Source organism: Blautia sp. ZXY-1-C6, from assembly GCF_056339875.1.
Genome location: NZ_JBWJVQ010000044.1, coordinates 1 through 6,447 on the forward strand (window position 1 = coordinate 1; position 6,447 = coordinate 6,447).

Sequence of the window (6,447 nt, forward strand, 5' to 3'; positions counted from 1 at the left end):
ATATTCTTTTTCCTTCTTCCAGAATATTGACCGCCGCATTCACATCCCGGTCCATCCGGTTTCCACATTCGCATAGGTATATCCGTTCTGATAATGCCAGCTCTTTCTTCTTATGTCCGCATACGCTGCATATCTTACTGGATGCAAAATATCTGTCTACTTTTATCAGATATTTTCCACGTTCTTCCAGCTTATATCCAAGCATGGAAAGGAACTGACCGTATCCGTTATCCTGTATCCCTTTTCCGAAATGCAGGCCTCCGGCTATCCCCTTCAGGTTCAGATCCTCCACACATACTGCGTCATAGTCTTCTGCAAGGCTGTGGCTGAGCTTATGCTGGAAATCCTTCCTCTGGTTCTTTATCTTTTCATGATATAAAGCAACCTTTTTCTTCTGTTTCTGATAGTTACGGCTGCCCTTTTCACATCTGGAAAGTTTTCTCTGTTCCCGGGCAAGCTTTTTCTCTGCATTCCGGTAAAACATGGGATATCCGGCTCTTTCACCGGTAGAAAATACACACATCCCATGCATGGCAAAATCCATCCCCAGGAATTTTTCCGCCTGTCTTTTCTCCGCTGTTTGGTTTTCACAGTCGAACAGCAGGCTGGCAAAATATTTTCCGGACGGTTCCCTGCTCACAGTCACTGATTTCAGCTTCCATCCCTCCGGGATCATACGGTGGAGTTTTATTTTTACCGGCTGCATCTTTGGCAGTTTCAGGAACCTGTCCTGCAGACAGATATTCCCATTTACCATATTCGTTGTATAGGATTTCCGCGAATGTTTTTTTGATTTATAATGCGGAAAGCCCACTCCCGGTTCCCGGAAAAATTTCCGGAAAGCCCCTTCCAGATTTAACTGTACATTCGCCAGCGCAAGAGAATCTACCTCTTTCAGCCATGGATATTCTTTTTTATATCCGGCCGGCGTATTTTTCAGCATCTTTTTTTCTTCCTGATAATGACGGATCTTATCCGCAAGCATCCGGTTATAGAGAAAACGACTGCAGCCGATCGTCTTCTCTATCTGGGTTATCTGTTCTTTATTTGGATAGATCCTTATTTTTACTGCCCGGTTTATCTTTCTCACCCTGACTCTCTATATACTGATGGATTGTTTCAACAGGTGCTATATTTCAAAGATTTCTTTTGTTCTCTCTGACATCTTATCGTCCAGCATCTTTCTGCTATATTTCATAACCAGAATCAAACAAAAACACTGAATGAGAATTATTATCTAAACTCATTATGTACACTCACTTATTGCTTATTTCGACCGTCCAAATTCCAAGAGCATATTGTTCTTTTTTCTATTATAATATATTTATTGTATCAGAACAAGTGTTTTTGCGATTTTTTATGAATTTGAGCAGACATGCTCGAATGTGCAATTCATCCCATCACCTATAGGACGCCACTGAAAAAGTCTGTTTTTGCATACTATATATAGTGTCTTAATATTGTACTCGATCGTACTTTATTATTGTGTTGATTTATACGAAAAACAGACTTTTTCAGTGGCCTTCCTATAGAGGTGAGGGAATTCTTGCTACGGTTGTTAAAATAGTCCATATTCAGAAAGCCCTCAGATATAGACAAAATCTATGGCCGAGGGCTTTCCTGTGTCTTTGGTTATGTGTTTTCCTTATTCCGGAACCGGCAGAGTCACTGTGACAGGCTCATGCTCCAGTGCTGGAATAATTTTCTGCATCAGATCTTCAGTTGTGAATTTGAGACTCGAGGTATTAATACAGGGATGACAGCCGAAGTATGGCTCCTTCATGACATCTTCATCAATAAGAAGCTGTACTTTCTTCTCAGAATCATTCATCAGTCCCAATACACTGACGGATCCAGGGGTGATATCAAGATATTTCTCCATATATTCCGGTTTGGCAAAAGATAATCTGGCGGAATGGATCTGCGCAGAGAGATCTTTTGTCTTAAACGGTTTATCACCAGGCATCAGAAGAAGATAAAAATCCGTCTCCTGACGATTGCACAGGAACAGATTTTTGCAGATCGTGGTGTTGTCGCCAAGGGCGTGGTCAATTTCTTCGCAGGCTTCCATAGTCATAGCAGCCTCATGGTCAATACGCTGATATTGAACTCCAAGTTTGTCTAAAAAATCATAGACACGGATTTCTTTGTCCAGACGATTATCTGTATTCTCAGGTCTTCCCTTTTGTAATTCCATTTCGTGGTACTCCTTTATTTTTTATTGATGAAAGTGTAATCCTTTTGTATGCGGATTGTCAACAAAAGGGCAGATATCCAGAATATTTTTCTGGTATCCTATACATTCTACCACCTCCGCGGAATAGATCACCAGCACTCCAGCTCTCCCCACCTTATGATACCAACCGGTCTATCCGCAGCAGGAATATCATGTGATGCTCCATAGTACCCATCAGTACCCGCTATATATCCGCTGAAACAACATCTCATCCAACTGCATCTACTGCCAGCATCCCTGCATCCTGACATGGATTATTCCCCCATCCTATCCACAATGCTGTAGATACTTACATAGAAAGCCTCCATGGGGATAAAACGGTACTCACAGCAATGGAACTGCCGGATATCAAAGAGTTTAACAAAAGCCGCAGGGTAAACCGGTCTAAAGAGTGTGTACCATTGTCAGCCTACACAACTGGCAGAGGAGGCATTCCTCGGAAGACGATGGTGCCGAATAACCGGAACATAAGAAAAGTCCCGATTTGATCGGGACCCAGTAAAATACTCGGATATTCAATAGCCATAGTAGTTCATATACATAAGTTTATGCGCCCTTTCTTATCGACCTCTGCCGCATCTATAAGATACAACCAATCTAAACATAACAAAACATGGGACATATTGGAAAGGAATTCTGTTTTCGCACGATTTGCATTTTCTGCGGACCGGTAAGCCTCTTTCAGTGCCTGACGGGATTCAATCTCTGCTTTCTTCTCCTGTGTCACATCCATGGATGCCAGCAATACCTTTTCCAGCTTTCCATTCTTCCATTCCAAGGGAATATAAGAAGCGATTTTATAAGTCTTTTCATCCAGGCTGCAATATTCAAACTTATAAATATCATTTTCACTTGTCAGTTTTTTCCGAATATTATCCGGGGCTATCAGGATATCTATAACTTCCAGTAGTTCCAGTGTCTTATACCTTTCAAGAACCTGCATCTGAAAATCATGATAAAAGCCCAGAGGTTTATATATCATCTGTCCATTCAGGTTGTAGGACTCATATCTGTCATTTTCCAGATCACAGACAACAAAGCGGTCAACCAGACGTACGATACTCTGAATCAGCTGCTCCATGGAAGCATTATCTGCTGCCATCTGCAGATGCCGTGCGCTCTCTACCTTTGCCTCTGTGATATCACGCAAGAAAATCATGGCATATTCTGAATCCTCTATCTCTCCACGTATGATCACATTGCGGACCCATCGTTCTTCTCCATTCAGAGTGATTCGACACTCTAAAGACAATTCAGTTTCCAGCCCCTTCAGCCTTTCTGCAATATAATCACGGTCATAAAAAGCGGATACCGCCTTCTTATCTGTTTCCATAACATAGGAATCCACAAAATGCTGTATCAGTTCATCCCATGTATGACTCTGTTCAAAGACGGTCATCAGGGACGGTTCAACCTTAAAAGTATCAAAAGTATTCGCTTCCAGATTCACATAATACTCGCACAGATCTGCTTTCGTTGGAACACTGAACTTGATACAATTTAACCTTGTTTCCCCTAGGGGTGTTCAAAGGGGGTTCATTTGAACACCCCCTTGAGAAATGGCACTTGCAGGCATAAAAGAAGGCAGGCAGTCTCGTTATAAGACTACCTGCCTGTTGATTATTCTTATGCTGTTTTCTGTATTTCGCCAGTTCGGCAAACTGTTAAGGAAACAATCGGAGTTGGTGTAAACGAAAAAGCAGCCTTGAGTTCTGATAAAAACTGCCCTTTCGTTTACATCAATTTCGATTTTACCTTGGTGAACAAAGTCGCGTCCCTTTAGCCGATAGCTATGGGGATTCAATCGTTGCTCTTTTCCTTAAGTTTATCATACCGGATGTTTTGGTAAAAGTTTTTTTATTCAAGAAATCAATTTCAGGCATGACAAACAAACCTCCTATGCGGAAGTCATTTATTCTATGCAATTGTAGATTTTAACATCTCATATGTGCACAAAAAGAAGAACTGTATTTATCTTTGCGGGGTGATACCATATTCCCTCCGCAAGAAGAACATTTGCATACATCGATGTGATACAAAACCTTTATCATTTCTATTGCATTTAGATTTTTTAATGTAGAAATGTATTTCTTGCATCCAAGCAGATTTCTGCAGTGAGTTATCTTTTTTCTCTTGTTTCTACATGATAGCAGACCATAGTGACGGATTCTGACAAATTGTTTGGGAGGAACATGCATCAGGAATCGACGGATGAATTCTTCTCCTGAAATTGTTTTCTCTTTCCAACAGCCTTCGTTTTTATAGTCTTTTACTGCATATGTAACTGTCGTGTCTTTCATGGATTTAATTCGCTGATTACTGATTGCTATCCTGTGGGTATATTTTCCAAGATAATTGATAACCGACTGTGCACCATTGAAAGTTTCTTTACAGTAAGTGACCCAGTTCTTTTCATAACACTTATCAAGAAGTTCTTTAAAACGATAGCTGTTCTGATATTTCTCCGCTGTACCATGAAATTTAAGCTTAGAATCATTCCACAGGCTTTTTAACTCATCCAGATATTTTCCACGGAACACCTTTGAGATGACACCATATGGGAGAAAAAAATTTCCACCTGTTTCTTTCCATTTATTTTCATCATCAAGCCCACCTCCAAGAACAATGGTATGAATATGAGGATGATAATTCATTGCAGAACCCCAGGTATGAAGAATGCAGATATACCCTATATCAGCTCCCAGGTACTTTGCATCTTTTGACAATTCATTCAATGTGGCTGAAGCAGCATGATACAGTGCATCATATAACAGCTTCTGGTTGCTGTAAATAATGGAATTCAATTCCTCAGGAACTGTGAATACTACATGATAATAGGGTGCATCCAATACGTTCTCTTTTTGTGCATCAATCCATTTCTCTTTCGGAAACTCCTGGCACATGGGACAGCATCTGCTTCTGCAGGAGTTGTTGTGAACACTGATACATCCGCAGTCCTCACAAACACTGATGTTTACACCAAAAACTCCTGTTTTACAGTTTCTGATGTGATAAGCCGTTTTTCTGTGATGAGCAGGAGGGTTACTCCTCTTTTCATAAGAAGGATAGAACCGTTCAAATACATCCTGTATCGTACATGATTTATCCATAATCATTCACCACCCATCTCATCAAATGGGCTTTTAATACCAAGCAGAGTTTTATTGCTTACATGCAGATAAATTTCTGTTGATTTTGGATCACGATGTCCCAAAAGAGCCTGAATGTATTTTATATCGCAGCCTGACTCAAACAGATGACTTGCAAAACTATGACGCAAACAATGTGTGGAGACATGTTTCTGAATGCCTGCTCTTTCGGCGCTTTCACGAAAAAACTGAATGACACTATCTTTTGTAAGATAATCCCCTGTCCATGAACTTGGGAACAGAATCCCCCTTGGTCTGCCACATTGAAACCAGTATTCTGTCAATATTTCGAGCGTCCGGTCTGCAAGCAAAGTATAACGATCAGAGCGACTTTTCCCATCACGGATGTGTATGGTTTTGTTCGTGCGTGAAATATCATCATAATGAAGATGTGTGACTTCTGAAACACGAAGTCCGCCTGAATACATAGTAGCAATCATAGCTTTGTGCTTCAAATTTGGCGTAGCATCAAGAATAGCTGATATTTCTGCTTTTGTAAGCACCGTTGGTAACTTTCTGTCCCTTTTCATACGAGGTATGTCATCATCATCCCAATTCTTCTTCAATATTTTTTTGTAAAAGAAGCGGATTCCTGAATGGTAGTGATTGTATGTTTCTGGTGAAATCCCGGAAAGTTTCTTTTCAGTTAGGAATATATCAACATCGTCAGTTGTTAATGCATCTATATCCTTGGCTGTGCGGTTCAAAAAATGAGCAACACTGGTACAGTATGCATGAATCGTGGAATCCTTGAGATTCCGTTTATTTGCAGCAGATCGAATCTGATTAAAAATTTCTTCGTACATAATAAAATCCTCCATGTAAAATCAGTAGTTAATGAAAAACCCTGCTTACATGGAGGTGCATTAGCATAATAAAACCGCTTGTCAGAAAAGCGGTCAAATGGTATTCTTTTCATAGGCAGTGGTGTCTTTCTGTATTGAATTGTTTTGTGTGGTAACTTTACAATATCAAATACTGGTAAGAATTGCCATTGCCTATTTTATTATTGAGAAAAAGAAAGCTGCGCCACAGCCTTGGCAAGCCATCGCGCAGCGATTT

4 protein-coding genes and 1 pseudogene are annotated in these 6,447 nt (G+C 40.4%); all 5 read right to left on the bottom strand.

Translation table 11 applies throughout. The features are described from left to right. Positions 1-1,090 (bottom strand): RNA-guided endonuclease TnpB family protein (locus AC075J_RS01945; protein WP_476389904.1); only part of this gene is annotated, 1,090 nt, incomplete at its 3' end. Between the two features lie 555 nt (positions 1,091-1,645). Further along, positions 1,646-2,197 (bottom strand): prolyl-tRNA synthetase associated domain-containing protein, encoded by a 552-nt coding sequence (locus AC075J_RS01950; RefSeq protein WP_008704233.1) that lies wholly within the window; start codon positions 2,195-2,197, stop codon positions 1,646-1,648. A gap of 571 nt (positions 2,198-2,768) precedes the next feature. Beyond that, positions 2,769-3,713 (bottom strand): annotated as a pseudogene (locus AC075J_RS01955) (ABC-three component system middle component 6); the annotation flags it as partial. Positions 3,714-4,170: 457 nt separating this feature from the next. Next, positions 4,171-5,346, bottom strand: coding sequence for an IS91 family transposase (locus AC075J_RS01960; RefSeq protein WP_020993160.1), 1,176 nt, complete (start codon positions 5,344-5,346; stop codon positions 4,171-4,173). Positions 5,347-5,348: 2 nt separating this feature from the next. Next, a complete protein-coding gene (locus tag AC075J_RS01965) occupies positions 5,349-6,191 on the bottom strand; it encodes a tyrosine-type recombinase/integrase (protein WP_020993164.1) in 843 nt (280 codons plus the stop codon). Positions 6,192-6,447 lie beyond the last annotated feature (256 nt).